The organism is Candidatus Zixiibacteriota bacterium (assembly GCA_020853795.1).
GTDB lineage: Bacteria > Zixibacteria > MSB-5A5 > CAIYYT01 > CAIYYT01 > JADJGC01.
Map to the genome: position 1 here is coordinate 1 of JADYYF010000118.1, position 24,004 is coordinate 24,004.

18 protein-coding genes are annotated in these 24,004 nt (G+C 58.9%); 10 read left to right on the forward strand and 8 right to left on the reverse strand.

All coding sequences use genetic code 11. From position 1 onward, the window contains the following. Positions 1-870: hypothetical protein (locus IT585_09350; protein MCC6963443.1), on the reverse strand; the 870-nt coding region annotated here is incomplete at its 3' end. A gap of 206 nt (positions 871-1,076) precedes the next feature. On the opposite strand from IT585_09350, the gene IT585_09355 reads away from it, so the two are divergent. Next, positions 1,077-2,609, forward strand: a complete 1,533-nt coding sequence (locus IT585_09355; GenBank protein ID MCC6963444.1) for an aminotransferase class V-fold PLP-dependent enzyme — start codon at positions 1,077-1,079, stop codon at positions 2,607-2,609. On the opposite strand, the gene IT585_09360 is transcribed toward IT585_09355, so the two are convergent. Together IT585_09360 and IT585_09365 are read right to left on the reverse strand one after the other, a co-directional pair. Continuing rightward, the gene (locus IT585_09360) at positions 2,606-3,343 is read right to left on the reverse strand and encodes a DUF2238 domain-containing protein (protein MCC6963445.1); all 738 of its coding nucleotides are present in this window, start codon (positions 3,341-3,343) and stop codon (positions 2,606-2,608) included. The two genes, IT585_09355 and IT585_09360, sit on opposite strands and share 4 nt — an antisense overlap. A 117-nt stretch (positions 3,344-3,460) precedes the next feature. Beyond that, positions 3,461-5,761, reverse strand: a complete 2,301-nt coding sequence (locus tag IT585_09365; protein MCC6963446.1) for a hypothetical protein — start codon at positions 5,759-5,761, stop codon at positions 3,461-3,463. A gap of 334 nt (positions 5,762-6,095) precedes the next feature. Between IT585_09365 and IT585_09370 the strand changes: the two genes are divergently transcribed. From IT585_09370 to arsM, 4 genes are all read left to right on the forward strand, one after another. Beyond that, positions 6,096-7,577, forward strand: a complete 1,482-nt coding sequence (locus IT585_09370; GenBank protein MCC6963447.1) for an outer membrane protein transport protein — start codon at positions 6,096-6,098, stop codon at positions 7,575-7,577. 13 nt (positions 7,578-7,590) lie between these two features. Further along, the gene (locus IT585_09375) at positions 7,591-8,766 is read left to right on the forward strand and encodes a hypothetical protein (GenBank protein ID MCC6963448.1); all 1,176 of its coding nucleotides are present in this window, start codon (positions 7,591-7,593) and stop codon (positions 8,764-8,766) included. A 54-nt stretch (positions 8,767-8,820) separates the two neighbouring features. After that, entirely contained in the window at positions 8,821-9,546 is a 726-nt protein-coding gene (gene bshB1 / locus IT585_09380) for a bacillithiol biosynthesis deacetylase BshB1 (GenBank protein MCC6963449.1), read from the forward strand. 129 nt (positions 9,547-9,675) lie between these two features. Next, a complete protein-coding gene (gene arsM, locus IT585_09385) occupies positions 9,676-10,437 on the forward strand; it encodes an arsenite methyltransferase (GenBank protein ID MCC6963450.1) in 762 nt (253 codons plus the stop codon). 87 nt (positions 10,438-10,524) lie between these two features. On the opposite strand, the gene pyrF is transcribed toward arsM, so the two are convergent. The 5 genes from pyrF to IT585_09410 are packed head-to-tail and all read right to left on the reverse strand — an operon-like array spanning position 10,525 to position 16,723. Continuing rightward, positions 10,525-11,346, reverse strand: coding sequence for an orotidine-5'-phosphate decarboxylase (gene pyrF, locus IT585_09390; protein ID MCC6963451.1), 822 nt, complete (start codon positions 11,344-11,346; stop codon positions 10,525-10,527). Continuing rightward, positions 11,343-12,263: a dihydroorotate dehydrogenase gene (locus IT585_09395; GenBank protein MCC6963452.1), complete on the reverse strand. Its 921-nt coding sequence runs from the start codon at positions 12,261-12,263 to the stop codon at positions 11,343-11,345. Before IT585_09395 ends, pyrF begins: the two co-directional genes overlap by 4 nt. Continuing rightward, positions 12,260-13,021 carry a dihydroorotate dehydrogenase electron transfer subunit gene (locus IT585_09400; GenBank protein ID MCC6963453.1) on the reverse strand — a complete coding sequence of 254 codons (762 nt, stop codon included), beginning with the start codon at positions 13,019-13,021 and terminating at the stop codon, positions 12,260-12,262. Before IT585_09400 ends, IT585_09395 begins: the two co-directional genes overlap by 4 nt. Positions 13,022-13,053: 32 nt before the next feature. Next, positions 13,054-15,987: a TonB family protein gene (locus tag IT585_09405; protein ID MCC6963454.1), complete on the reverse strand. Its 2,934-nt coding sequence runs from the start codon at positions 15,985-15,987 to the stop codon at positions 13,054-13,056. Next, positions 15,977-16,723 carry an NAD-dependent deacylase gene (locus IT585_09410; protein ID MCC6963455.1) on the reverse strand — a complete coding sequence of 249 codons (747 nt, stop codon included), beginning with the start codon at positions 16,721-16,723 and terminating at the stop codon, positions 15,977-15,979. The genes IT585_09405 and IT585_09410 overlap by 11 nt, the downstream gene beginning before the upstream one ends. Here IT585_09410 and IT585_09415 point away from each other — a divergent pair. The 5 genes from IT585_09415 to IT585_09435 form a co-directional block, all read left to right on the forward strand. Continuing rightward, a complete protein-coding gene (locus IT585_09415; protein ID MCC6963456.1) occupies positions 16,711-17,319 on the forward strand; it encodes a hypothetical protein in 609 nt (202 codons plus the stop codon). The genes IT585_09410 and IT585_09415 overlap by 13 nt on opposite strands. A 151-nt stretch (positions 17,320-17,470) precedes the next feature. Continuing rightward, positions 17,471-18,928, forward strand: a complete 1,458-nt coding sequence (locus IT585_09420; GenBank protein MCC6963457.1) for a cyclic nucleotide-binding domain-containing protein — start codon at positions 17,471-17,473, stop codon at positions 18,926-18,928. A gap of 7 nt (positions 18,929-18,935) precedes the next feature. Next, complete coding sequence (locus IT585_09425; protein ID MCC6963458.1) at positions 18,936-19,280, forward strand: DUF3307 domain-containing protein; 345 nt, start codon at positions 18,936-18,938, stop codon at positions 19,278-19,280. Between the two features lie 7 nt (positions 19,281-19,287). Next, positions 19,288-23,250, forward strand: a complete 3,963-nt coding sequence (locus IT585_09430; GenBank protein ID MCC6963459.1) for a tetratricopeptide repeat protein — start codon at positions 19,288-19,290, stop codon at positions 23,248-23,250. Positions 23,251-23,473: 223 nt separating this feature from the next. After that, on the forward strand, positions 23,474-24,004 hold a 531-nt coding region (locus IT585_09435), incomplete at its 3' end, for a hypothetical protein (protein ID MCC6963460.1).

Here is a 24,004-nt window from a genome sequence, read left to right on the forward strand (position 1 = left end):
CGTCCCACCGACAAGCAGCAGGACGCCGACGCCGGCGACAATGAGTGTGCGGAATCTGGCTGTGAGAGTCTGATGCCAAAGGAACAGAATCGAAGGCAGCAGTACCGCCATAGAAAAGTGAAACGCCAGCGCGAGTATGAGCGCGAACACCGTGACGGGTCCAAGTCGGCGGCGCTCCAGGTCGCGGCAGGCGCTGAGGGTATAGGCAACTCCGGCAACGAAGGCGAAAGTGTAGTTTTCGATGTAGCCGGCAAAGAATTGGACGACGCCAAACGTCAAGAAGGCGGCGAGCGCAAGGAGGAATTCGCGGCGGTCGTCACTAAACGAATAGAAAAACGCGAAGAGGATCAATGATGAGAGAATGCCGGCTGCGCGGAAGGCATTGACGCCCGCCGCGGCGGTGTGTTCGAAGACACGAAAGAGCAGGTGATTCACGAGGTAGGTGAGGGGTTCGGTGGAGGACTTGACATCGCCGGCGCTGATGCGGGCGAGGATGGTCGAGCCATCGCCGAGGATATGATTTTGCGACGGCAGTAGACAGAACCCGACCAAGAGGGCGAGCGCGAAGGTAAGCGCCAGTGAGGTCAGTGCGCGCGAACTGAAACGGTCCAACACCAGGGTGAGGAGCGCGGCGGTTTTGCCGCTGACCGGTGGAAGTGCCAGGAGTACGATCACTGCGGCCAAGCTCAGGCGCAGCCAAACGGGATAGATGAGCCAGGAGGTGAACGCCCAAGTCGCCGCAGGGCTGAAGTGGGCCAGCACCAAGCCGAGCAGGGCCAAGGCGGCGAGGGTCGCAGTCAAGATCAGCGCGGAGCGCCCGGCAGCGACGGCCGGAGACGCGGGCGATACCGGATGCGCGGATTTTCCCATCAGATCACGCGGACGAAGGCGCCGGGAGGCCGGCGGTTTGAGTTCATCAGATTAGCACTGACGACAAGTTACGTATTGGCATGGCGGCGCTCAAGGGAAATCCGCGGCGGCGACAATTTGCTTTGAACATAGGCCAATATTGTATATGATGGCGAGGGGCCGCCGGTACCGGCGGACACAAACGCACTTCCGGCGGGAGACTGACAATGAACAACACGAATCAGAGCAGCGATCTCAGACAGCGGCACGCGCCGATTGCGCTTGACGGCGATGAGTTTCGCCGTCTCGGGCATCAACTGGTTGACCAAATCGCGGAGTTTTTGGACTCGCTGGCGCAGCGACGGGTGACGCCGGGAGAAGGCCCGGCGACGGTGCGGGCGGCGCTGGGCGCCGGCCCGGTGCCAGAACAGGGCGGCGACCCGCGGGCATTGCTGGCCGAAGCGAGCAGGCTGTTGATTGAGCATTCGCTGTTCAATGGCCATCCGCGATTTATGGGATATATCACCTCCTCCGCCGCGCCGTTGGGAGCCTTGGCCGACCTGTTGGCAGCGGCGGTGAATCCGAATTGCGGCGGGTGGGTACTGGCTCCGATGGCGAGCGAGATCGAAGGACAGACAATTCGCTGGATTGCCGAGATGATCGGATATCCGGCCGGCGCCGGTGGGTTGCTGGTATCGGGCGGCAATATGGCGAATTTTGTTGGCTTCCTGGCGGGACGACGCGCCAAGGCGGCGTGGCCGCTCCGCGCCGAAGGGCTGCGCGACCGGCCGCAGTTGACGGTGTACGCCTCGAAGGAGACACACACCTGGATCCAGAAAGCGGCAGATTTATTCGGGTTGGGCACGAACGCGATCCGGTGGATTGCGGTTGATGAGCAGCGACGGATGCACTTGGGCGCGCTGGAGCAGCAAATTGCTGCGGATCGCCGGGCGGGGTTGCAGCCAATCATGGTGATCGGCGCGGCCGGGAGCGTGGCGGTCGGGGCGGTCGATCCGTTGCCGCAGCTCGCGCAGTTGTGCCAGCGCGAAAGATTGTGGTTTCACGTTGACGGTGCTTATGGCGCGCCGGCGGCGATGCTCCCGGAAGCCGGCGAAGACCTGAAGGGACTGGCGTTGGCGGATTCGATCGCGCTGGACCCGCACAAGTGGCTCTATTCCCCACTGGAAGCCGGTTGCGCGCTGGTCAAAGATCCGCAAGCCTTGGTTGATACTTTCAGCTTCACACCGGATTACTACCATTTCCACGAGGGCTTTGACGAGCAACCGATTAACTACTTTGAATTTGGGCTGCAGAATTCGCGCGGGTTCCGGGCGCTGAAAGTCTGGCTGGCCATCAGGCAGGTCGGGCGCGCGGGGTATACGCAGATGATTCGCGACGATATTGCATTGGCAAGGGCGCTCTTCGAGCTGATGAAAGCGCATCCCGATTTTGAGGCAGTTACCAACAATCTCAGCATCACGACCTTTCGTTATGTTCCGGCGGACCGGCGCAGCGGCAGTATCGCTGATGAAGCTTATCTCAACGAGCTCAATCGCGCGATTCTGAATGAGTTGGAGGCCGGTGGCGACATGTTTGTCTCAAATGCGATTATCGAGGAAAAGTTTCTGCTGCGAGCTTGTATCGTGAACTTCCGAACGTCGTTGGCGGACATTGAGGCCGTGCCGGAGATTGTTGCGCGGGTGGGACGGACAATAGACACCCGACTCCGGGCGGAGCAGGCGAAGGCGGTACGAGATTAAGATGCCGGCCGGTCATCCTCGGATTGGCGGCGATATTCCGCGAGCTTAACCTCGCCAAGAGGTACCGTTCCCTTCACGCGCAGACTGTCACGCATTTCGGCGATGAAGTCGCGCTGATATTTCCAATTGATGCCGGCGACGATCAGCATCCCCAGCACGGCACCGAGGGAGGCCAGCGCCATGTCTTTGTGGGCATCCCAGATATCTCCCTGCGTGCCGAGATAGGCCATGCCCAAGTCTCCGCCGAAGACCTCTGCGACCGCCCATTCGATCAATTCGTAGAGCATCGACAGCGACATGACCAGCTCCACGGGCAGGTAATAGCTCCAAGCGCCTTGCGCCTGCACGATGCGCATGAAGACTTCGCGCACTGGATAGCAGAGCAGGAAGCCGAACAGGAAATGCACGAGACGGTCGAAGTGGTTGCGCTGAAAGCCGAACAGGTCGTTGATCGAGAAGCTGAGGGCGGCGGTCCAGCGCTCGTACGGGACATCAGCGTAAGTGTAGTGCGTGCCGACCGTGTGGAAGCACATGAAGACGAAGATCAAGACATACGAGACGTTGCTGAGGCGGAAGCGATTACGGGTGGCGATCAAGAAGCTAACCGCGAGGACGGTCAGGACGTTCTCGAGGATCCAGTCGGAGAGATTCCACGGCCGATAGGCCCAGATCACCCACCAGAGAGCGAAGACAATCAGCAGCTGGACGCGGAGCGGGATAGTCTTTGTGGACATGGCTCAACCATAATTGACCACTGGTACCGATTCAAACAAAAACTGCGAAGTGCAAAAACGCCGGCTCACAACAGTGAGCCGGCGTTGGGTTAAGCGGTTCGGGGAATCCTGCCGCGGCTACTTGCAGGCGCTGCAAGGCGCAGGACCGCCGGCGAATATGAAATTGATCAGATAGACGGCGTCCGAGATTGTGACGGAGCCGCTGCAGTCGGCGTCACCCGACATGAGCGGTTCCGGAGGTGGACCGCCGGCGAAAATGTAATTGATCAGAAAGACGACGTCAGAAATCGAGACTGATGAGCTGCCATCGGCATCGCCACAGAGGAATTCGGGGTAGGTCGGAACTCGCGAACGCAGGCCCCAAGAATCGATCGTGAAGCAAAGTCCGGAAGTCGGGACCAAAAGTAATTGCCCGGTTCCAGGACCGCCGATCGCACCGAGCGGGAAGACCACCTCGCTGTCATCGTTGTCGACCGGCACCGCTCCAAAGGGGATTTCCGCAGTTGGGCACTGGATCTGCAGGTCGCCGGGGTTTAGGACCTGATGGAGCTTGATCCAGAGCTCCATGTCATTCCACCAGGCGTTGGGATATACTGTGAAGCTAATGCCGAAGTTCCCAATGCCGCCGCAGGGACCGAGCAGGCCCGGCACCGCCGGCAGTGGAAACGGGATGGCATCGGCGGCCGGAATAAACAGGCTGGGGCCGCTGATGATTGTGAACTCGCCGTTCGAACCATCGGCACCTCCGAAAGAGAAGCCAGCAAAAGTCGACTGGTTCGACGGCGATTCCGGCAGCGGCTGAGTCTTGAAAGACTCTACCGTGGCCGAGAATGCCCCGTTATCATTATGGATCCAATAGATGCCCGTGCCGGTCAAGTCGCCATTCAACACGCGAACTTCGTTACCAGCGACATATCCAGAGCTTCCCGGCAGGTTCCAGTTCCAGACTTTGATTCGCGTTTTGGATCCGTCACCCTCCTGACGATAGACGGAGACGTTGCCGCAACCGCCGGTACCCTTGAAGGTAATCTTCACCTGGCCGCCGGGCGGAACAACGATTTTCTTCCATTCGCAGTATTGCTTAAAAATAAGTCGGACCCAGCTGACTGAGCCGTCATTGATTGAGTCTGCGAGATCGTCGGCCAAATCTTGCCACTCGTCACGGGCGTCTTCCAGCGCCGGCCGGTCAGGATCGTCGAGCGGGAGTTCGTTCAAGATGCTGTCGATGACCGCCAGAATACTCTCAGCCTGCGCCTTGGCATCTTCCAGCCATTTCTTGTAATGGTTCTTGGCGCTGTCGACTGCGGATTCGTAATCATCGCCGGCTAGAAGACGTGTAATCTTCTCAAGCAGATAAGGCGAGCCGTCATCGTCGCCCCAGCCGCAGCTGCTGCCTCCGGCGGCTGAGTTGGCATGGATTTCGGTTTTGTTCTTGTCGTCAAGCCCCTTGAGGCCCTCGACCATATCGCCGCCGTAACACTCAGTGAATTCGTCGTAGAGGAAGTCACAGCAGGAGTCGATCAGTTCTTGCTGCATATTGCGGAGTTCCTCGGGTGAGACGTTTTCGTTGCCGAGGGTATTGAATCCAATTTCGTCTTCGCCGTGATTAGAGACCATCTTCTGGACAGTCGCCGCTTTTCCTGCTCGTTCGCAATCGGCAATGCGTTGTGCAATTTCTTTGTGCGCCTTTTCGATGTTAGCTTGGGTACAAGAATCAACTGCGGCGTGTGGAATTACAGCAGGGTCCTCGCTGTCGCCGTGATAGTAAAGGACTTTGACGTTTTCGGGGCAGTAGTTGCCACCAGTAGGACTAGTCTTGTAGCGATAAAGATTCTCAATGTCCTCCCAGAATCCGGGATTGTTGTTCTCAGCATCGACGCCGCCGCTCATCAGGATCGCGAACTTGCAGGAATCGCAGCCGGCACGGCTCTCGTAGTGCTGGCCGAGGTCCCAGTCGATCACTTTCCCGGCCGCCGGACTGGCCCCCCCGGGAAAGAAGTAATCGAAAGAGACAGCCGTGATCGTCACGACTGCGGTATCGACTCCAAACAGCGGGGTGACTTTTGGAACAAACGAAACGGTCCCGGTCACAGCCATCATGCCGCCATTCCAATAGAGCGAATCGGGTTCAAGGCCGGCAAGATAGACCATGACTTCGGGCGGTGTGGGCCGTCGATTGAGGTGGTCGAGGTATGATGTGTAGAACTTGTCAACCTGGGGATTGGTATAGAAGCCCAGGACTTTCACCGTCTGGCCATTGAGCGCGGCTAAGCTTTGGTAAACGGTTTTAATGCTGACCAGAGTGTCAGCGGCGCGGTTGTTTGATGGCGGCGGCCCTTGCTGGCCAAAGCCGGACGGGCTCAGGATCAAGAGAGCCAAGGTGAGTACCAGACAAATCGTTCCTCTGGCAATGAACATAGGGTCCTCCTCCAGACAGGAAGTGAAGGTTTGGTGATGTCAAATTGGAGTGTTGTGCTTTCTCTATACTAAGGTAATTATTGTCCTCATTTATGTCAATAGGCGACTTTGAGTATCGTTTTTAGGGCTAATGGGGGGCGGGGAAAATTCGGTTGACAAAGGAAGGGGGTGGGCGTAATATTCGAACTCTATTTTGCGCAGGTTGCTGACTCACTGCGTCTTGGGAGATGGGAAGGAAGGCGGAAGCGTTATTGCCGACGACTTTGGCGGAAGAATGGCGCAGCCCCGACCGTGAAATTCATTGGACAATCTCAATTCAGGTATGGAGACGATAATGAGAGCTAGCAGGTTACCATGGCTAACGCTGATGGTTGTCGTCCTCGCAAGCGGGGTGGTCTTGGCAGGAGGGTGGCAGTATTCGGGTGTTGGTGCGCGCGCCAAGGCGATGGGAGGCGCATACCGCGGCTTGTCGAATGACGGCAGCGGCGCCTACTACAACCCCGGTGGGATGGCTTTTCTGGAAGGGAGCCTGTTTAGCGGTGCCGCGGAGTTCACCGGGCCGCGGCCGGAAGTGACGCCGAACTACAACTCGGGCGGCTACTCATTCGGGCACATGAACGGTGAGACCTGGTACCCGGTGGAGGACAACATCTACGCCATGGGAACGGCGTCGTTGTTTTTCCAGACGCCGAAGCTACCGAAGCTGACGTTTGGCGCGGCCGTTTATCAGGCGTATGACCATAATGCCGTGATGAACCTCTTCCGCTTGACCCCGGCCTTTAACGATTTGCGGAAGATTCAGGAAGACAATTACCGGTCGAACTGGGACGTCGTGACGTTCCAGCCGACGGTGGCCTACCGGGTCACGGAGAAGTTGGGGATCGGCGCCGGACTGATGGTGAATCGTGCCGATGTGTGGGTGGATCAGGTACGGTTGGCGGACAATCCGTATGGCTACCCGGTCAACGTGCGGCCGTACGACAAGCTGCCGACAATGACTTCGGTCGACGGCTACGGCTACGGACTTGGCGGCAACGTCGGCGTTCAGTACAAAGCGACCGAGAAGCTATCGCTGGGAGCGAATCTGATCATCAACAAGGTGTTCACGGTCGACGGTGAGGCGGTAGAACGGGTGTTTTTCCCGCACAATCAAGGAATCGCCAACCAGTATACCGATCCGCAGGCCAACGATATTCCGCTCCAGACCGACATTCGCGAGACGTACAAGAACGGTCCGGAATGGATCATGAAGAGCTCATATGAAGTTGAACTGAAACTGCCGAGCGAATTTGGTGTCGGGTTTGCATACCAGGCCAACGAAAAGACGATTGTCGCGGCGGATTTCAACTATGTATTCTGGTCGCAGTTTGAGAACCTGAACTTCAAGATTCTCGATCGCGACGTCGACAATTCGAACAACATCAACGCTTCGGCGGCCTGGCAAAGTGTCTTGTCCGACATGAACGTGCCGCTGAACTGGGATGATTCGTTCCGGCTGAGCGTCGGGCTGCAGCGCCTGGTCAACGAGCGTTGGACAGTGCGCGGCGGGTACATGTACGACGACACACCGATTCCGGACGAGACCTTCAATCAGTTGTTTATCGATCCGGCGGCCAAGCACCACCTGAACATCGGCGCCAGCTTCACCTTGAACGATCGCATCTCCTTTGACGGCGCGTTCGAAGCGGTGTTCGGCGGCTCGCGGGAGATTGGCGAGGCGGTGGATGCCAATAACGACGGCTACTGGGACAATTTCGGCGGCGAGTGGAAGAACAACAGCTTCAATTCCACCTGGGCGCTGAACTACAGGTTTTAGGTGAGGTGCGGCAATGAATAAGACTTTCGCAAAGATTCTGATTTTGCTCGCCGCCATCAGCTTGTTGGCGGGTTGTGTGCGGCGCGATAACCCGACGTTGCCGACGGAACCGCCGCAAGGCCAGATCAGCCGCGGCGCACATCAATACACGGGTCTCGGTACCGGGCACGCGGCCTGGAATGTTTTCCAGAGCCGGCAAGTTGCGGCCTACTGGCCGGCCGGTTACGATCCTTCGACCGTCGGCCCGCGCTTCCCGGTGTTGTACCTGTTACCGGGATTCGACGGCGAGCCGTCATTCTATTACCTGTTCGGCAACGAAAACTATTACAGCACGAGTGCAATCGCTGCGATTGCGGACGAGTTGATCGCTGCGGGCGAGATCAAGCCGCTGCTGATCGTAATGCCGGACGCCTCGATCTACTACGGCGGTTCGTTCTACAACAACAACGCGCTGGCGGGCGAATGGGAATCGATGATGGCAGTCGAGCTGGTGGACTACGTCGACAACGTTTCCGGGTTCCGGTCGCTGGTCGACAAGGATTCCCGCGCGATCAGCGGGCATTCGTCGGGCGGTTACGGCGCGATTCGCATCGCGATGGCGTATCCGAACGTGTTCAATTCCGTCTCGGCGATCGATGCACCGCTGGCGTTTGAGCACGGCAATATGCCGCAGTTGTTCCAGGCGTATCTGGACGAGTCCGGCATCGACACGCAAGCGGAATTCGACGACACCGACACCACCGGTTTTCGCGTGCAGGGCAAGAAGTACATGATGATGATGTACTCGATGGCCGCGACGTTCTCGCCGGTGATGACGCCAGGTGCGACCAAGTTTTCGAAGCTGCAGATCCAACTGCCGTTTGATTATCAGGGTCAGACGGTGACCAGCGTGTGGAATGCCTGGCTGAGCAACGACCTCTACAGCTGGCTGGACAACCAGGCCTACCGGACAAATCTGGCGGGCCATCATCTGTATCTTGAGCATTCGAGTCAAGACGCGTACTTCTTCAATCTCCAGACCCAGGCGTTTATCGACAAGCTGCATGACGTAGGTGTCAATCATACGGAAGCGACCTTCGGCAAGTACGACGGCGGCAGCGAGTTTTCACGCGCTTATCTGTACGACCGCCTGGCGGGAATCCTGAAGTTCCATGACCAGTATCTGAAAGATCGAAACGGCAACTTTTAGCCGGCAAGTCACTGCCGAGCCTCGCAGGCTCGGCAGTTTCATTTAGGGGAAACCATGCGCACGGATCACGGTTTTGACGTCATCTCTATCGGGGCGCACCCCGACGATGTCGAGGTGGGCACCGGTGGTGTGTTGCTGCGGATGGCGCAGCAGGGTTATCGGGTGGGGATCATCTATTTGACCAAGGGCGAGATGGGCACCGGTGGGACACCGGAGATCCGGGCGCAGGAGGCGCTGAAGGCGGCGCAGATCCTGAAGGCCGATTTGCTGGCGACGCTGGACTTTGGCGATACCAAAGTAGTCGATACCCCGGAGCACCGGTACGTGGTCGCCGAGTTGATCCGCAAGTATCGGCCGCGAATTCTGCTGGCGCCGTGGATGCGCGGCGGACACGGCAAGCGCGGATCGCACGCCGACCATCTGGCGGCGGGCAACATCGTCACCAATGCCTGCTACTATGCCACGTTCAAGAAGCTACCGATCAAGGGCGACCCCTACCCCGTGCCGGCGCTGTTCCACTATTTCCTGCCGCTGGAAGATCCGCCGACATTTGTCGTGGACATCACCGATCAGTTTGATGACTGGATGGCGGCGCTGAAGGCGCACGCGTCGCAGTTCTTGAATCCGGAGAAAATGAAGCACCGCGATTACATCTGGAATCTGGAGACGATGGCACGGAATTACGGCAACATGATCGGGGTTAAGTACGGGCAGGGCTTCAAGATCGGTGAGCCGCTGCGCGTCTCCGACCTGACAGACTTGGTCAAGTTTCAGCCCTAGCCCAGCGGCCGCCGACCTCAGATTTCAAAAAAAACTGCAACTTGCGACTCGCTCCAGCGTTTAACAAATTGAATTCGTTATTTCGCCAATTAACGAAATGACATGACACTATTCAATCAGGAGTGACCAATGAGCAGCGATAGCAAGATCAAAGAGACGGTCAAGAAACATTACGGGGAAATTGCCCGCGGCGGGTCATCCTGCTGCGGATCGGGAAAGACTTCCTGCTGCGGACCAAGCGATACGGCCGTGAGCCTGGTGCACGGATATAATCCGAACGACCTGGCCACGCTGCCGGCGGGCGCCGATCTGGGTCTGGGCTGCGGCAATCCGCTGAGCATTGTTGAGATTCAGCCGGGCTGGAAGGTGCTCGATCTGGGAAGCGGGGCAGGCATCGACGTGTTCATGGCGGCGAAACGGGTCGGGGAGAGCGGGCACGTCACCGGCCTGGACATGACGGACGAGATGCTGGCGAAGGCGTGGGAGAATGCACGCCGGGGCGGCTATACGAATGTGAGTTTCATCAAGGGCGAAATTGAGGCGATGCCGTTCGCGGACAACTCGTTCGATCTGGTGATTTCCAACTGCGTGATCAATTTGGTGCCGGACAAGCGGCAGGCGTATCGGGAGATCCGGCGGGTGCTGAAGAACGGCGGGCAGCTGGCGATCGCCGACATGGCGGTGCGCGGCGAGATGCCGGCGCCGATCCGCAAGTCGGCCGAGGAATGGGCGGGGTGCGTCGCCGGCGCGCTGAACCTGGAGGAGTATCTGGCGATCGTTCGCGAGATTGGCTTTACCGAAGTCGGCACTACTTTCGTTAACGAATACGACTACGGCCGCGACGAGAAGTTCGCGCTGCTGTCGATCGGCTTGACCGGGCGCAAGCAATAGTCGAGTGATCAAGCTGAAACCGCCCCACTTCCCGAACGGGAATTGGGGCGGTTTTCATTCTGCAAAGGAAGATTCGGTCAGTGAGTGCTACTTGACCGCGCCGGCACGGACCTGATTGATGCGCACGTTAAACCGATCCAGCGAGTCGGCGGCGGCGGCGGCAAAATCATCTTTGTTGGAGGCGAAGATGACGCCGCGCGAGATATTGATGATGACGAGACCGTCGCCGGCGGTACCGTACTCGACGGCCTTGTGAAGATCGCCGCCCTGCGCGCCGACACCGGGGACCAAGAACGGCAATTTGGGGGCTTTGAGCCGGATTTCCATCAGTTGCTCCGGCTTGGAGGCGCCGACCACCAGGCCGAAGTTCTCGTTGCGATTCCACGAATTGACCTTGTCGACGACGTGCATGTAGAGCGGCTTGCCCTCGCAGTGCAGGTACTGAAAGTCCTTGGCACCCTCATTGGAGGTCAGGCAGAGGACGAAGACGAAGGCGCCTTCATATTCGAGGAAGGGCGCGATCGAGTCATAGCCCATGTAAGGCGAGAGCGTAACAGCGTCGCCTTCGAGGTCGTCAAAGATAGCCTCAGCGTACTTCTTGGCGGTGTTGTCGATGTCGCCGCGCTTGGCGTCGATGATGATGGGGATATCCGCGGGGATATGCATGATGGTTTTCTTCAGGGTTTCCATCCCGCGCGGGCCCATGGCTTCGTAAAAGGCGAGGTTGGGCTTGTAGGCACAGCACTTATTCTTGGTGGCATCGATGACCGCCTTGTTGAATTCGAAGACCGGATCCTGATGCGACATCAGGTGCCGCGGGATTTTTTCGAAGTCCGAGTCGAGTCCGACACAAACCAGGGAGTCGTTCTTGGACTGGGCCTTGGTGAGCTTGTCTATGAACGCGTTCATATTTTCTTCGCCTTTCCGATTAGATTATTCACATCTGATATGTTACGCTCGCGCAGATAGTCTGTTAGCGCGTCGATGGCTCGAATCGTGCAGTTGGGCTGGACGAAATTGGCGGTGCCAAACTGGACGGCGGTCGCGCCGGCGAGCATGAATTCCACGACATCCCGATAGTCCATGATGCCGCCAATACCGACGATCGGGATTTTCACGGTATTATATACCTTCCAAGTCAATGCAATGGCAACCGGTTTGATTGCGGGTCCGGAGAGTCCACCAGTGACATTGGTGAGTTTGATCTTCCAGGTGGATGGGTCTATCGCCATGCCGTACAGCGTGTTAATGAGCGAGATGGCGTCGGCGCCGGCTTCCTCACAAGCCTTGGCGATTGGGCGAATATCGGCAACATTGGGTGACAATTTGGGCATCAGCGGGAAATTGCAGATCGAGCGCACGCGGCTCACGACCTTGTAGGCGATGTCGGGATTAGAGGAGAACTCCATGCCGTCGCCTTTGATGTTCGGGCAGGAGATGTTGAGTTCGATCAGGTCGATTTCGTCGTGGCCGTTGAGCTTGTCGATCACGTAGACAAATTCTTCGAGGTCGAAGCCGGCGACATTGACAACAATGCGCGTACCGAGTCCGCGCAGGAACTGCAATTTCTCCTTCACGTAGGCATCGACGCCGACATTGGCCAAGCCAATGGCATTGAGCATGCCGGAGGCGGTTTCGGCCGTTCGCGGCGGAGGATGGCCCTTGCGCTCATGGCGGGTGATTGACTTGGTGACGATACCGCCGAGGCGGGAGAGATCGATATACTCGTTGAATTCCTCGCCGTAGCCGAAGGTGCCGGAAGCGGTCAGGATCGGGTTGGCAAACTCGATGCCGGCGATTTTGACTTTGAGGTTCGGCTGGGTCATAACTCGACCTCGTCAGCACTGAAGACGGGGCCTTCGCGGCAAACGCGCAGGTACTTCTCTTCCCCATCTTTCTTGACGACACAACCGAGGCAGGTTCCGACACCACACGGCATGATCGACTCAAGGGACAGGAAGGCAGGCACCTTGAATTCGCGCGATAAGTTTTGGACAGCTTGGAGCATCGGTTCCGGCCCGCAGGCGAAGACGGTTGTAGCGGCGGCGGTCGACAGATGGGCGCGCAACAGATCAGTCACGAAGCCACGATGTCCCTGCGAGCCATCATCGGTGGAGATTTTCAGCTCGATCGGCAGAGTTCCGACCCGGTCGGACATGCAGGATTCGGCGGCAGTGCCGAAACCGGCCAAGAAGGTGATTTTCGCTGCGGCGTGGCCATGCATCAGGCAGTATTTGGCAAGAAGATATACCGGCGGGATGCCGACACCACCGCCGACCATAATGAGGTTGCGGTCGCCGTCTGGGATCGGAAAGCCCTCTCCGAGCGGGCCCAACAGGTCGAGCTGGTGCCCGGCTGGAACACGAGAGAGAATCGCCGAACCGCGGCCAAACACCTTGTAGAGGACATCGACAGTGCCGCGGCCGGGGTCGCAGTCAAAGATGGAGAAGGCGCGGCGGAGCAACGGGTCAGAGCCTTCCGAAGTCGGCTTGATATGCAAGAACTTACCCGGATGCGGAAATTCCGGTAACGGCAGTTTCAGCGTCAGAAGAAAAGCGCCCGCCCCCAATGCCCGGTTCTCCACCACCTCACACCGATGAAAGATATCGCGCTTCTCTATCGATACACCTCCGGCAGACGAATTTCATAGTTATATATAAAATAGCCGCCGATTTTCAAGGGGTCAATGCGCAAGGGATCAAACTCGGTCAGGCGCATGACGCGGTCGACTTCCTGATCGATCGTCGCGATTTTGGAGCCTTTCAAGAACTGCACATCGGTGACTTTGCCGTCGAACTCAATTTTGATCTTCAGCACAACGCGGCCTTCGAATTTCGAGGTAGCCGCATCCAGAGGATACTTGAATTCGATATCATTAGTCGGTTTGTATTCCATCAGCGGCCAACGTTCGATTTCATCCTGCAGCCGTTTCTCATCCAATTGCGCCTGAGTCAAGGTATCGAGAGGGGCGACGGCAGCAGAGTCAGCCCGGCTGACGCTGTCTTGCGGCGTCGGACGCTGTTCCTGCTGAACCGGCTTCTGCTGTTGTTGTTGCGTGCGGCGGGCCTCACCTTGCGCCAAGCGGGCAGCTTCATCACCGATGGGTGTGCCGGCGTATTTTTCGGCCAGTTCCTGGAAACGCCAAATCATCGTGGAGTCAATCACAATCGTGTCGGCTGGCGCCGCGACCGCCGCAGGCTTCTGACTTTGATTACCGGAGGAGTCGACGGCGACACCCGACTTGGTTGTAGTGTCAGCCGCGGCACGAGTGGCGGGCGGTACCGATGCACCGGGCTTGGATTTGTCCACAACGGCGGAATCGGCCGATGAGAGTTTTGCCTTCAGGGAGTCCGCGGCGGGTGGCTTTCCGTTGTGCGTTTGTGCGCGGTTGCGGCCGAGAACCTCGGAGGGACGAATCAGGCTGTCGGCGGGATTGGTCGCCGGTACTTTGACAGTATCTGCGACGGTTTCAGAATCGGACTGCGGCGGTTTTGCCGCCATGGAGTCCGCGGCGGGCGGCTTTCCGTTGTGCGTTTGTGCGCGGTTGCGGCCGAGAACCTCGGAGGGTCGAATCAGGCTGTCGGCGGGATTGGTCGTCGGTACTTTGACGGTATCCATGACGGTTGCAGAGTCGGTCTGCGGCGGTTTTGCCGCCATGGAGTCCGCGGCGGGCGGCTTTCCATTCTGCGTTTGTCCGCGGTTGCGGCCGAGAACCTCGGAGGGTCGAATCAGGCTGTCGGTGGGATTGACAAATCCTCGGGCCCGCATCGAATCGGTCACGACGCCGATAGTATCGATCGGCGGGTGCGCCGCGGAGTCGGCCTGCGACGCCGGCTTGTGGGAGCTGCTGTCGGCAAGATGCGCCGGCACAGCACCTGAATCAGCGGGGTGAGCGCCCACGAGTTGGAGTGAGTCAACGGAGGCAGCGGTGGAATCTTGTGGTTTGGGTTTCGGTTCAGGCCGCCGCACCGGCTTGTTCTGCGGCACGAAACGCTCAAGATCAATCTTGGCGACCGCGAAGTCAGCCTGAGGCACCAGCCGCGAACTGGGGAATTCCTCGATGAGTTTGGTGAAGAGGATGCGCGCCGAATCGAGATTGTGCTGGTCGAAGTACTGCGTTTCGGCCATAGCATACAGCTTGTCGGGATACAATTCATACGGCTCCGCTCCCTCCAACTGCAGCAGCTTCACGGCCTGCTGCACGGCATCCGACTTGGGATACTCGTTGACGACGCGTTCATAATAGACGTGAGCTTTGGCCGTGTCACGGTAATGGTTCTCGTAGAGCCAGCCGATCGCCAGCAGGGCGCGCGGGGCGATGTCGCTAGTCGGATGCTGGTCGACGATGGTGGTATACTCCGCCAATGCTGAATCGGGGCGTTCGAGGTCGGTGCGGTACATTTCTGCCAGCAAGAAGCGATTGGTGACGACGGTTTCGCTGGAATCGCTGGCCAGGGCGGCGCGGTAGGTTTCGAACTTGGTGATGTCGGAGACCTTCTCGAGCGCCTGCGCGCGCCACTTATCGCCGCGTTGTTCCTTAGAGGCCAGCAGATACATATCTTTGGCCACACCCAGGTCGTCCATTTGGTTTTGCGCGATTTCGCCCAAATGGTAGTAGGCCTCCGCAGATTCAACGCGCTTGGCGAAATTGGTGGCAATATCATCATAGTACAAGACCGCTTCGCGCTCATCACCGAGAAGGTTTTTGCCCTCGGCGATGCGGAGCAGAATGTTGCCGAGGTAAACCGAGTCCTGCTGTTCGGCGCGAAGTTCTTCAAAGAGCGCCAGGCCGGCCGCGACGCTGTCGAGCATGTAGAGGGCACGCCCTTGCTCGTAACGGGCGGAGAGTTTCGCTTTGGGCTCATTGGCCAACTGCGCCGCCAGGGCGAAAGACTTTTCAGCGGCGGCATAATTCTGCTGTAAGTACTGCAATTCGCCCATCTTGAACATAGCTTCCTGACGGCGGAAGTCGGACCGGTAGGTTTCGGCAAACTCCTGATAGTACTTGATCGCCTCGTCGTTCTTCTCTTCGCTGCGCGCCATCTCAGCCATCAGGTAGGTGGCTTCGGCACGCCATTCGGTCTTCTTGGACTCGGCGATGTATTCGGTAAACATCTCGCGCGCCAGCATGTAATTTTCCAGCTGATAACGCGATTTGCCGAGGAAGAAGCGCGACTCATCGGCAAACTGCGACTCCGGGAAGGAGGAAAGCAATTCGCGGAACTTCCGTTCAGCCTTGGCATAGTCGCCGAGATAGTAGAACGATTTGCCGATGACAAAGAGTGCGTCATCGACCCAACTGGAGTTAGGATGTTCGGAGAGAATCTTCGAACACTTCTTGATCGCTTCCTGATAACCCTTGATTTCACCGCCGCTGGCTTTGTCGCGCTTCTCCTTCTTGCGCGACGATTCGGCCTGGTTGAAGTTCTTGCGGGCGAGATAGAAGGTGTTGAAGTAGACACAGCCGGAACTAGAAAGCATGATAGCGACGAGCAACGTCGGCAGCAGGACGCGGCGCCAGCACAGATCCGTCGGGAGTTTACGACGCATGGATTCCTGACCGGACGTGCCGCCAGATTTCGGGGAGCGCGCTGCCGGACGGCGCGGAGAAGACTTCATCGGCGAAGGGTGTCAGCATGGTCTCCTCAGGGTTGATTTCCACCAGGTAGGCTCCGCAGCGCTTGGCGATTAACGGCAGATCGGCGGCCGGGTAGACGACGGCGGACGTGCCGACAGAAAAGAATAACCGCGCTTTCGATGAGCGCAGGGTGGCCAGATTCAGGGCCGCTTCGGGAAGCATTTCGCCAAACCAAACGACATCGGGCCGGATTGAGCCGCCGCAGGGACACTGCGGCAGGCGCTCCGGCTCAAAATCAACATCGGGGAACGGCGCCGCGCAGCGCTGGCATTTGTTGCGGTGAATATTCCCGTGCAATTCGATCACTTCCCTGGAGCCGGCGCGCTGATGCAGATTGTCGACATTTTGGGTGATTAAGGTAAAATTCGGCAGTTCCTTCTCCATTTCCGCAAGCGCAAGATGGCCGGGGTTCGGACCAGCTTCATTGATCAACCGTCGCCGCCACTGGTACCACTCCCAAACGAGCTTGGGATTCGCCAGAAAGCCATCAGCGGATGCCAGTTCCTCCGGCCGAAATTTGTCCCACAAGCTGCCGGTGCCGCCGCGAAAGGTCGCGATACCGGACTCCGCCGAGACGCCGGCCCCGGTCAGGACGACCGTCGCGACCCGCTCGCGCAGGAGCTTCAGCAATTCCGATGACGGCTGCATCGGCGCAATATACCCTTTCGCTCGACAGAGTCAAGGAACGGCCGGTGAATCGAGTTGCCGCTGTTGACCGGCGCATGTATTATACAGTTGGCATGCGCACCGTGACTCTCGCTTTTTTGGCCGCTCTCCTTATGGGCGGGGCTGTGCTGGCTCAAGGCGACAGCCTGCGCGTTGTTGCTCCGCAGGCGGCGCCGGTCGGGGCCAAGCCGAAGCGCTCACCGATGGGCGCGTTGCTGCGGTCGGTGGCCGTACCGGGATGGGGGCAATACTACAATCGCAAGTTCCTCAAAAGCGCTGTGATCTTTGGGGCCGAGAGCTATTTCATTTACCGCGCGGCCTACTGGTGGGTAAAGGCGGAAGACCAGTATGACAAGGTGCGCGATTTCCCGCCATCGCAACAGCCGCTCGAATTCAACCGCTATCTGACTTATCGCTCCAACCGCAATGACTATCTGTGGCTGACCGGCATCACAGTCTTTGTGTCGATGTTCGATGCCTATGTCGACGCCCATCTGGCCGGCTTCGACGTCGATCTGACGCCGGAATTCCAGCCGCCGAGCGAGGCGCTGCTGCTGACGTTGTCGCTGCGGTTCTAAACGCCTCAAATCAAAACTCACCATTTCAGCTTGAAACGCCGGCGTCGACGAGACCGGTTTTGTCTTGCATGAAATCGCCGCAGCGGCGTGCACCAAATGCCGGTAGTGCCGATACATGTGAGTAAGGGGCCAACCCTTGATAGGGGACGAAGTGCAGTCGACAACCAGGCTGAATCAGTTGTACTCACTTGGCACGCGGCGGTATTTTCACGCTCAGGAAGTGATTTTCCGCGAAGGCGATCCGGGCACCACGATGCTCTGGGTGCTGTCGGGAACCGTCAGCGTACTCAAAGAGAACATCGAGATTTCGCGCGCCGGTCGCGGGGAGTTCATCGGCGAGATGTCGCTCATCGATGAATCGCCGCGCTCGGCGACCGTGATTGCCGAGGGTGACTGCGAGGCGCTCGAATTCAACAGCCAACAATTTTTGGCACTGGTGCGGGAGGAACCGGAGTTTGCGCTGGCCATCATGCGCAATCTGAGCCGCAAGCTGCGGGAATCGGACACCTCACGCGTGGCGGAACTGGAAGAAAACAACCTCCAACTGCAAGCCAAGAACGAGCAGTTGTTCCTAGCTAACGCTTTCCTAGAAAAGATCATCGAACAATCGCCGGCGGGAATCAGCCTCATCGACGACCAGGCGCATACGCTGCGGATCAACCCGGCGGGACGGCGGATTCTCAATGTCAAAGGCAGCGAGGTGCCGCAGGCGCTGGCGGACCACTGCGTCACCGAAGGCCCGCTCTTCAACCTGCGCCTGAGCGGACAGGACACCTGGGCGGGCGAGTGCAAGGTGGCGCTCAATGACGGTCTCAAGACCCTCTACGTCTCGATCTCACCGCTCGGCTCGGAGACGGACCAACTGATCTATCTGATGATCTACGAGGATATCTCGCAGTTGATCGAGTTGAACGAACAGATTATCAAGTTGGAGCGGCTGGCGACGGAAGGCGAGCTGGCGGGCGAGATTGCGCACAACATCAACAACTACCTGGCGGTACTGTCGGGTAACCTGGAATTGCTGCAGCACCGGCTGGGTAAGAGCGTCGACGACGGTCTGCGCCGGCCGTTGGAGGCGATCAGCCGCGGGTTGGAGGAGATTTCGCGGTTTGTTGATGATCTGATGGGCGCACGCGACCACGCCTGCGAGTTGGCGCCGCTCAATATCGACGAAGTGGTGCGCGTGATGATTCGCTTCTTATCGCCGCAGAAGCGGTTTCGCAAGATCAAACTGAGCGCCCAGACTGCCGCTGATTTCCCGACGCGCGTGCGGGCCAACGAAGCGATGATACACCAGGTCCTGCTCAACCTATTGATCAATGCCGCCGACGCGTTGGGAACGATCGAGAAACCGGACAAGCAGATTGCGGTTGAGCTGCAACGCGATGCGCGAAACCAGCGGGCGCTGATCCGCGTCAGCGACAACGGGCCGGGGGTGCCGGCCGAACATCGCGATCAGCTCTTTCATCGCCGATTCACTACCAAGCAAGCGGGGCACGGAATCGGTCTAATGACCGTCAAGAAGATCATCGATCATCATGGCGGAACCATAGAATGCCAATCGCCTGCGGGGGGCGGCACAATCTTTACCATTTCTCTGCCGCTGTGAGGATGTGATGCCGGATACCCTCTTCTTCCTGTTGCTCGGTCACGTCTTCGGCGACTTCGCGCTGCAGACCGATCGGATGGCGCGGGAGAAGGCGGCCAACAAGGGCATCTTATCGATACACGTGCTGGTTTACGTCGTCACGATCGCGGCGTTTTGGTGGCTGGGCAAGCGGCTGAACGGCGGGACGCCGTTCGTGAGCGTCACCACGGCGCTCGTGCTGGCCGCTTTGTACGTGCAGCATTGGCTACAGGACTCGCTGAAGGCGACGCGTTTCAACGGCAGCAAGCAAGCGTTTTTCCTCGATCAAGCCGCGCATCTGACCGTGCTTTACATCATGCGGCTGGCTTTCTGAAGGCCGGATGATGGCGGAGTCCGCGGCCACATATTTGCCGCACTTGCTGCGCGACTGGTACCGCGCCCACCCAACAGAAATCCACGAACAATCGGAGTATCAAGGCACCCTGTTGTTTGCCGACGCCAGCGGTTTCACCGCCATGACGCGCAGTCTCGGCGAAGAGGGTCGCGTCGGGTTTGAGATCTTGACCAACTTGCTTAACGCGGTCTTTCGGGGTCTCGAACAGGCGATCGCCGCGCACCACGGGGATATTCTCAAATTCTCCGGCGATGCGGTGTGGTGTTGGTTTCCGCCGGGCACGGAGTGCGCGGGCGTTTTTGCTGCCATGAAGGAGCAGGTTGCGCGCCTGAACGAGGCGGAGGCAATTTGCCGGCGGTTTCCGCTCTCGCTGCATGCCGGCGCCTGCCACGGGACGTTCAAGCTGGTAACGGTGCGCGTATCGAATGACCGGTTGGATTATGAGATTTTCGGCGAAGCCGTTGAAAGGGCATACGCGACCGCGGATGAGGCGACCGCCGGGCAGTTGGTAGTCAGCGGCGCGATCGGGAGTCCAACGGCAGTTGGTGCAAGGGGCCGGACTTCGTGGGCGGCCGCGGAGACATCCGGGACACTGGCGCCGCTGCTGCAGTACATTCCCGGGGCGATTCGCGCGCGTCTCGCCGAGGCTGCGGCGGACAATGATTTGAATAGCGAGCATCGCAATGTCAGCGTGCTGTTCGTTCTTGCGGCGGCGCGCAAACCGGACGCCGACGCCGGAGCGATTGCGCGCGAGTTGGCCAGAATCATGACGACGATCGACCACAACGGCGGGATGATCGCACGAATCGATCCGTTCAAGTCGGGGCACAAGCTGCTGGCGCTGTTCGGCGCTGCGCAGACAACGGGCCGCGACGAACTCAGGGCTGTGCGCGCGGCGGTCGAACTGGTGCAACTGAAGTCGCCGGAGTTATCGATCCGGGTTGGCGCAACGCACGGTCAGTTGTTATGCGGTGAAGTCGGCACCGAGCAGCGGCGCGAGTTCACCGTCATGGGGAACGCCGTCAATCTCGCGGCCCGGCTGATGGCAAAGGCCGAGGACGGCACGGTGCTGCTGGACGAAGCGATGCGCGGGCTGGTTAGGGACTTCTGCCGGATGCGCGAGCGGCGGATTGCGCTCAAGGGAGTCGGCGAGGATGTGCCGGTATATGAACTGGCTGGCTGGAGCGGCGGTTCGCGGCAATTACCGGCGACCGCCAAGCTCCATGGCCGCGCGCGCGAGCTGGAGCAATTGCGCGAGTGGCTGCGAGACCGGTCCGGCACCGACTACCGATGTGTGGAGATTAGCGGCGAAGCCGGAATCGGCAAGACGGCATTGGTGGCGGCGGCACTGCAACAGCCGGATCGTGCCGAAATTGTCTACATCGACGCCACCAAGGGGGCGTTGCGACACAGCGGCTGGTTGATCGGGGAGATTCTGACCGCCGTCGCGGGAATCAGCTCCGGGCAACTGGCGTCCGAGGAGAGATTACTCGAGCGTGCCGGCATTGATGAACACTGGCGGCCCCTGTTATCGGCGCTGTTCGGGGAAGCGGCGGAGGACAACGCCTGGACACGCGGACTGACCAGTGAACTGCGGGTCGAAAAGACGGCGGAACTGGCGATGACCTTGCTTCGCGGTCACCTTGGTCGTGTCGTGCTGATCGTGGATGCGTGTGAGAACGCCGATTCGTTTGCGCAGGCGGTCATGTCGCGACTACTGCCACGGCTGGAGGCTGAACCGGCGACAGTCATGGTGATCAGTCGCAATGGCGGATTAGGGCCGGCCTCGGCGAAGCAGTTGCCGCTGTTTGCCCTTGAACAGGCCGAGTTGCTCGCCTGGCTCGGCGAAGTCCTTATCGCAGGTAAGCGAGAGTCGGAGTTGGCGGCACAGATCGTCGAATCGAGTCAAGGCAATCCGCTGTTGGTGGCGACGACGTTGGCAGAGCTTATTCAGAACGGTTCGCTGCAGCGTCTTTCCGACCCGGTCCGCTATGAGGTGACCTCGGCAGTGGGCGCGATCGTGCTGCATCGGCGCATCGAGGACATCATTTTGGCCCGCTATGATGCGGTCAGCGAAACTCAACGGCAAATGCTCCGCGCGGCCGCGATCTTCAGCACCCCCTTTTCCACCGACGATTTGCTGGCCTTACTGCCACGCTGGGATCACAGTCGCGCCGCGGCGAGTTTGACCGAATTGCTACGAACCGGTCTCGTGCGCCATGAGGGGACGGAAGGGGCCGGAAGCATCTACACGTTCGCCGGCGCCCATGTGCGTGAGGCGATCTACGGTCGGATCCCGGTGCTGGAGCTACAGCAGCTGCATGGCGTTGTTGGCGAGCGCTGGGAGCAACGGTCGACGCCGGTAGCACAACTGGCCTATCATTTTGTGCGTAGTAAGGATTCAACCAAGGCGTTCCGCTACAGTCTGAAAGCAGCGCAGGTGTCGGAGCGCTCCGGATCGTTGATCGAAGCGGCATTGCACTACGAGAATTGTCGCCAACGTCTCGAGGACGCGGCGATAAACGATCAGGAACGGCTGGCCTTTCACCAGGCTGCAAGTGGATTCGCGCTGACGGAAGGCAACTTTCCGAAAGCGTATCGTCACCTCCGGCAGTGGCGGCGGTTGGCGAGGGCGACGAAACAGCCGGAGCAGCGGTCGGAGGCGGCGATTGAGTTTGCGCGGGCGTTGTGGCGGCAGTCGCGCTATGTCCGATGCCGACAAGCCTTGACGGTTATCAAGAAGTGGCTTGTCGATGCGGCCTCCAATACGCTGGCAGCGGAGTGCCTGGCGATCGAGGGCGAATTGCTGCGTCGCACCGGAAAGATCCGTGAGGCCCAAGAGGCTTGCCGGTTAGCGGTCCAGTTGGCGCAGGCAGCGGGTGACCGGGCGCGCGAGATCACAGCATTGAACAATCTCGGCCTGGCCAGTTGGTCGGCGGGTGAGTTGGAGGCGGCGCGCGATTGCTTCGAAAGAACGCTGGCGTTTGATCCGCAGGCAAACCCCTTGAGTTTGCAGGGGCGGGTGGCGAACAATCTGGCGATCATTCATGAAGAACTGGGCGATTTTGTCACGGCGCGACGGTTGGCCGAGCAGGCGCGCCAGGCATTCCGGGAGACCGGAGATCGACGTAATCTGTCTTACTCGTCGGGCAATCTGGCCAACCTGCTGTTTCAGGCGGGACGATATCGCGAATCGGCCGAGTTGTTCGCTTCCGCCGATCGCATCTTCGTGCATCTGGGCGAGAGGCATCCGCACTTCTACACGATCGGGAACCTGGGGGATATCGACTTGCATCTCGGAAGGCTGGGCGAAGCGGCGGAAAAGTATCAGGCGGTCGCCACTTATGCACGGGAATGCGGCGATGCGGAATTGGCGGCGGAAACGGCGGTACGGCTGGCCGATTGCCGGTTTTACAGCGGAGATGCAGCGTTCGCGGACGTCTGCTATGGCGAGGCCATCAAGCTGGCAGCCGAGGCCGAGGCGCAGGAGTACTTGATACGCGCTACGGTTGGCCGCTGCCGACTCCTGATCGGTGAGCGCCGCACCAAGGAGGCAGCGGCGTTGCTGGAGCAACTGCAGGCGTTCGCCCGGGATACCGGTTCGGCACGCAATCAACATGAGGCGGAGTTTCTCGCAGCGGAGATTGCCCGGCTGAATGGCGATGTTGAATCAGCTCGTCGCGGCTACGAGATTTGTCGCGGTTACGCGTTACGCCAGGAGCAGTTTGAACTACGGCTGAAGGCGTTGGCAAGACTGCAAGAGCACGGCGATGAGCGCGACGCGGCGCTGACGGCGCTGGATTCCCTTCTTGAAGACTTCCGCTCTGCCAACGGTGATGAGTACTTTCGATTACTCCTATCCTCGGCCTATTATCGCTACTTCGGTGGAGCCATGAATCAGGCGATTGCGCATCGGAAAATGGCTGCGCTCCCACAGAGTGTGGGATAGATCCTTCAGAATTCGCAGAAATCCCCGCTGTTCAGAAAAAGTGTTCTGGTTTGAAACACGATTTCGAATTGCAACTACATCACCAACAGCGGCTTAGTTCAGGTCGGAACAAATGTGCGCCGACCAGACAGCTTTGGCAACACGTTTGCAATTCTCCCCGGCAATGAGAAAGACAACTTCGAATGCGGCATGCCCGGCACGGGTGCCCGAGAAGGAGGAAAGCGTGAAGCGATCGAGAAAGTCAAAGCAACTAATCTCTCTGTTGGGATTGCTGCTCACCCTCTCCCTGTCATTGGCGTTCCTGGCGGGTTGTTCGAGTAATGCTACCAGCCCGGAGGAGCAGATTCCGGCCGATCCGAAGGCAAGCTGGTTTGAAGCCTCGGCCAAGGCGGATGATGCTTACTCTGGCCCGATCATCGACCTGGGGCTGGACGTGGACTTTCTTTCGGTTGGTGTTTCCGGCGGGCTGTTGGCGTTTACCGTCGATGGTCTCGCGGTCAGTATCAATGTGCCGAAGGACGCCGTCAGTGAAAACGTCGACATCACCGTTGATGCGAAGGTCGTGAAGACACCGCTGGGACCGATCTACTTGTTTGATTTCGGTCCAGACGGATTGGTCTTCAATACGCCGATTACACTGCGCCAGCCGATGCCGGCAGGTCAACGCTACGCGTTCCTGTACTACTTCAATCCGGATACCAAGGTGTGGGAGCTGCAGCAAGCCGTGAAGATCATTAACGGTTATGCCAGCTTC